Annotated in this window: 3 protein-coding genes and 1 pseudogene; 1 reads left to right on the top strand and 3 read right to left on the bottom strand. The window is 63.5% G+C overall.

Features of this window, described 5'->3' with window-relative positions:
* The coding region (locus DBR22_RS11395; protein ID WP_258229154.1) for a thiamine pyrophosphate-dependent enzyme at positions 1–801 on the bottom strand (801 nt) is incomplete at its 3' end.
* A gap of 149 nt (positions 802–950) precedes the next feature.
* On the bottom strand, positions 951–2069 hold the full coding sequence (locus DBR22_RS11390) for a histidinol-phosphate transaminase (protein ID WP_108599108.1): 1119 nt from the start codon (positions 2067–2069) through the stop codon (positions 951–953).
* Positions 2070–2151: 82 nt separating this feature from the next.
* On the opposite strand from DBR22_RS11390, the gene DBR22_RS11385 reads away from it, so the two are divergent.
* On the top strand, positions 2152–2580 hold the full coding sequence (locus tag DBR22_RS11385; RefSeq protein ID WP_108599107.1) for a phage holin family protein: 429 nt from the start codon (positions 2152–2154) through the stop codon (positions 2578–2580).
* Between the two features lie 35 nt (positions 2581–2615).
* On the opposite strand, the pseudogene DBR22_RS11380 reads toward DBR22_RS11385, so the two are convergent.
* Positions 2616–3392, bottom strand: a pseudogene (locus DBR22_RS11380) (hypothetical protein); the annotation flags it as partial.

Below are 3392 nucleotides of genomic sequence, written 5' to 3'. Positions count from 1 at the left end.
GCCGTCCACCCGGATGCCGGGGAAACCGTAGCCCTTGGCGCGGTTGGACAGCGGAATGCGGGTCTGCACCGAGCTGGGCACTGAGATGGCCCAGTGGTTGTTCTGGCAGAAGAACACCACAGGTGCTTTGTAAGAGGAGGCAAACACCATGGATTCGTGGACGTCGCCCTCGGAACTGGCACCGTCACCGAAATAGACCATCACGGCAGCTTTCGGTTCCGCCGGCTGGCCCGGCACGGCCTCGGCAGCAGCCGCAGCAAGCTTCTGGTCCCGCTGGATTCCCATCGCGTAGCCCACCGCATGCGGGGTCTGTGCCGCAAGGACCAGGGTGTAGAGGTGGAAGTTGGTGTCCTTCGGGTTCCAGCCGCCGTTGGAGACGCCCCGGAACTGCCTGAGGAGTTCGGCAAGGTCCACATTGCGCGTCAGGGCAACGCCGTGCTCGCGGTACGTGGGGAAGATGTAGTCCTGCGGCTGGCTGGCCCGTCCAGAACCGATCTGCGCGGCTTCCTGGCCGGTCAGCGGTACCCAGAGCGAGAGCTGGCCCTGGCGCTGGAGGGCCGTTGATTCGACATCGAACCGGCGGATCTTGGCCATGTCAGCGTAGAAGCCGCGCAGCTTTTCTGCATCCAGCCGGTCCGCATAGGCGGAGAACAGCGGATCGGAGCCCAAGGTCCCGTCAGGTGCCAGGAGCTGGATCATGGGCTCTGCCGGGTCACCTTGCCGGGCTTCCGCCTCTGCCTCGAGTTGGTCGTCCAACTCTGTGCCGTCGAACTCGGTGGAGGGCAGATGTGTGGCGCCCATACCGTCTCCTTGCTTGCCGCATATGGATGCGTTGCAATGTCGCTGGGATATATGCCTCACAAGGAATGCATTCCCTTGATGGCATATATATTGGCTTTCTGGTCCTTACTTTATCTTCAGTAGGTGCCGCCGCTGTTACATGTTAAGCGCTAGGAACGCCGTGGCGGCTTTGTATAGTTCGCACAGAGCTCGAGGAAACGGGTGTTCGCCTCCACTTCCCCGATGCTGACCCGCACGCCTTCGTTGCCGAATGCCCTGACCGACAACGCGTGGGTTCCCGCGAGTTCGGCAAATTCACTGCTGTTTTCGCCAAGGCCCAGCCACACGAAGTTGCCTTGGGCCTCGGGGACAAACCAGCCGAGTTCGCGCAGCCCGGCAGTGACGCGCACCCGTTCATCCACGAGGCTTTGTACCCTTTCTACAACCTGGTGGTAGTTCTGCAGCGAAACGATGGCGGCCCGTTCAGCGATCTGTGACACTGCGAAGGGTGTTGCAGCGACCCGGAGATACTGTGTCAGTTCAGGGCTGGACACGCTGTAACCCACGCGGAGACCTGCCAGGCCGTGGGCCTTGGAGAACGTGCGGAGCACTATGACGTTCGGGTATTTGCGGTACAGCCTGATGCCGTCGACAGCATCGTCGTCCCGGACAAACTCCTGGTAGGCCTCGTCGATGACCACCACAACATCGGATGGGACCGCCTGGATGAACTGCTCAGTTTCGGCGGCTGTCAGGATGGGGCCGGTGGGGTTGTTCGGAGTGCACAGCAGGATGACGCGGGTGCGGACCGTGACGGCTGCCGCCATGGCATCCAGGTCGTGGCGCCCGTCCGGGGTCAGTGGGATCTGGACGCCTTCGGCGCCCACCAGTCCCACGCTGATGGGGTAGGCCTCGAAGGAGCGCCATGCATAGATGACTTCGTCGGCCTTGCCGTCATCATTCTGACCGGCAAAGGTAGTCAGCAGCTGGTTGAGGGCGCCCAGGCTTCCGGCGCCAGTGACGATGTCTTCGGCGGGGATGTCGAGGAATTCGGCGAGCGCCGCGCGCAGTTTGCTGCTGAGCGGATCCGGGTAACGGTTGAAGTCCGTCTGCCCTGCAATGGCTTCAAGTACTGCCGGAATGGGGGGCAACGGGTTCTCATTGGAGGACAGCTTGTAGCTGGTCAATCCCTCGACGGCGATGGGAGGCTTACCTGCGGCGTAGCGGGGAAGCCGGGCCACCACCGGGCGGGGGCGGATTCCCCCGGACAGGGTCTCTGAAGAAGTCATGCAGACCAGCCTACTTCTGATGTCCGGCGTGCAGCCGGAGTCCGCCCAGGAGGCGCACAGGGCAATGTGACAGCATGGACGCATGCGATCTTTCATTGTTCGGGTCCTCATCAACGGGCTGGCCCTCTGGATTGCCAGCTGGATACTTCCGGGCCTGGATATTTCCACGTCGGCGACCACCGACGCCGTGGCCAAGACGGGTGTAACACAGGGCACGGATACCATCGGCATCATTCTGGCCTACCTCTTCATCGGACTGATCTTCGGTGTGGTGAATGCCTTCGTCCGTCCCCTGGTCAGCTTCCTGAGCTTGCCCATCACCATCCTTACCCTGGGCCTGTTCACGATCGTCATCAATGCCGCCATGCTGTACCTGACCTCATGGATCAGCAGCTACACGCCGGTGCACTTCACCATCGACTCCTTCTTCTGGACAGCGGTACTCGCCGCCATCATCATCACGCTTATCTCGCTCGTGGCCGGCCGGGTTCCCGGCGGCCGGCGGCGCTGACAGCGGGCACGGCGTCAGCTGCCCGCCGGAGCTGACTACCGGGCGGCGCTGACTTCCGGCGGCTTGGGTGGGGACTGCGGCCGGGGCGTCGGCTGAGGCGCAGTGACGGTCTGTGGCTCGGGCGCCTTCGTGCGGGAAAGTGCGAAACGGGTGGCCGTCGCCGTACTGCCCGCGCCGAGCACGCCGCCAAGGACGGCGGTCGATGCCACAAGCGAGGGGTCCGCGCTGGCCGAAACAAGCCGGGCGCCTTCTTCATAGTTGGTGAGCCGGTGGCCAGGCCCAAGGCCGGGGTCCTCCCCCTCCGGCGTGTGGACAGGACCATTCAAAGTCACGGTGACCCGGTTCCTTGAGTCGGGGCCGGGCGTCCCGTCACTTCCCGGAACCCAGTCCTGCCGGTGCTCCAGATGCAGGGTGCTGATCCCGGCGGCAGGAACGATCCCACCCACCGGGGAGCCGGCTGTGAGGACATACTTCATGTCGTACTCGTTGAGAAACAGCTCGTCGGTGGCAAGGTTCATGGCATGGATTCCGCCCTGGCTGTAGCCCACGGCAACGACGGGCGCCCCGGTGTCGGCCCCTGCAGCCCGCAGGGCCTGCAGGACGGCAGCATTGATTTCCTTGGAGCGATGACCAAGTCCTTCAGCAATCCCTGCTTCGTCAAAGGGGTTGCCGCCACCCATTTCGCCCCCGGCCTGGGTACCGGGGATCACCACCACGTACGCCTTCTTCCCATCATTTTCCACCTCGACGACCTCGATATAGCCGTCGCCGCGTTCATTGACGATCCGCGCCCGCTCCAGGAGCGCTGCGGG

Origin of the sequence: Arthrobacter sp. HMWF013 (assembly GCF_003061105.1) — a bacterium.
In the GTDB taxonomy this organism is placed as follows: domain Bacteria; phylum Actinomycetota; class Actinomycetes; order Actinomycetales; family Micrococcaceae; genus Arthrobacter.
This window is presented reverse-complemented; position numbering and strand designations above follow the sequence as displayed.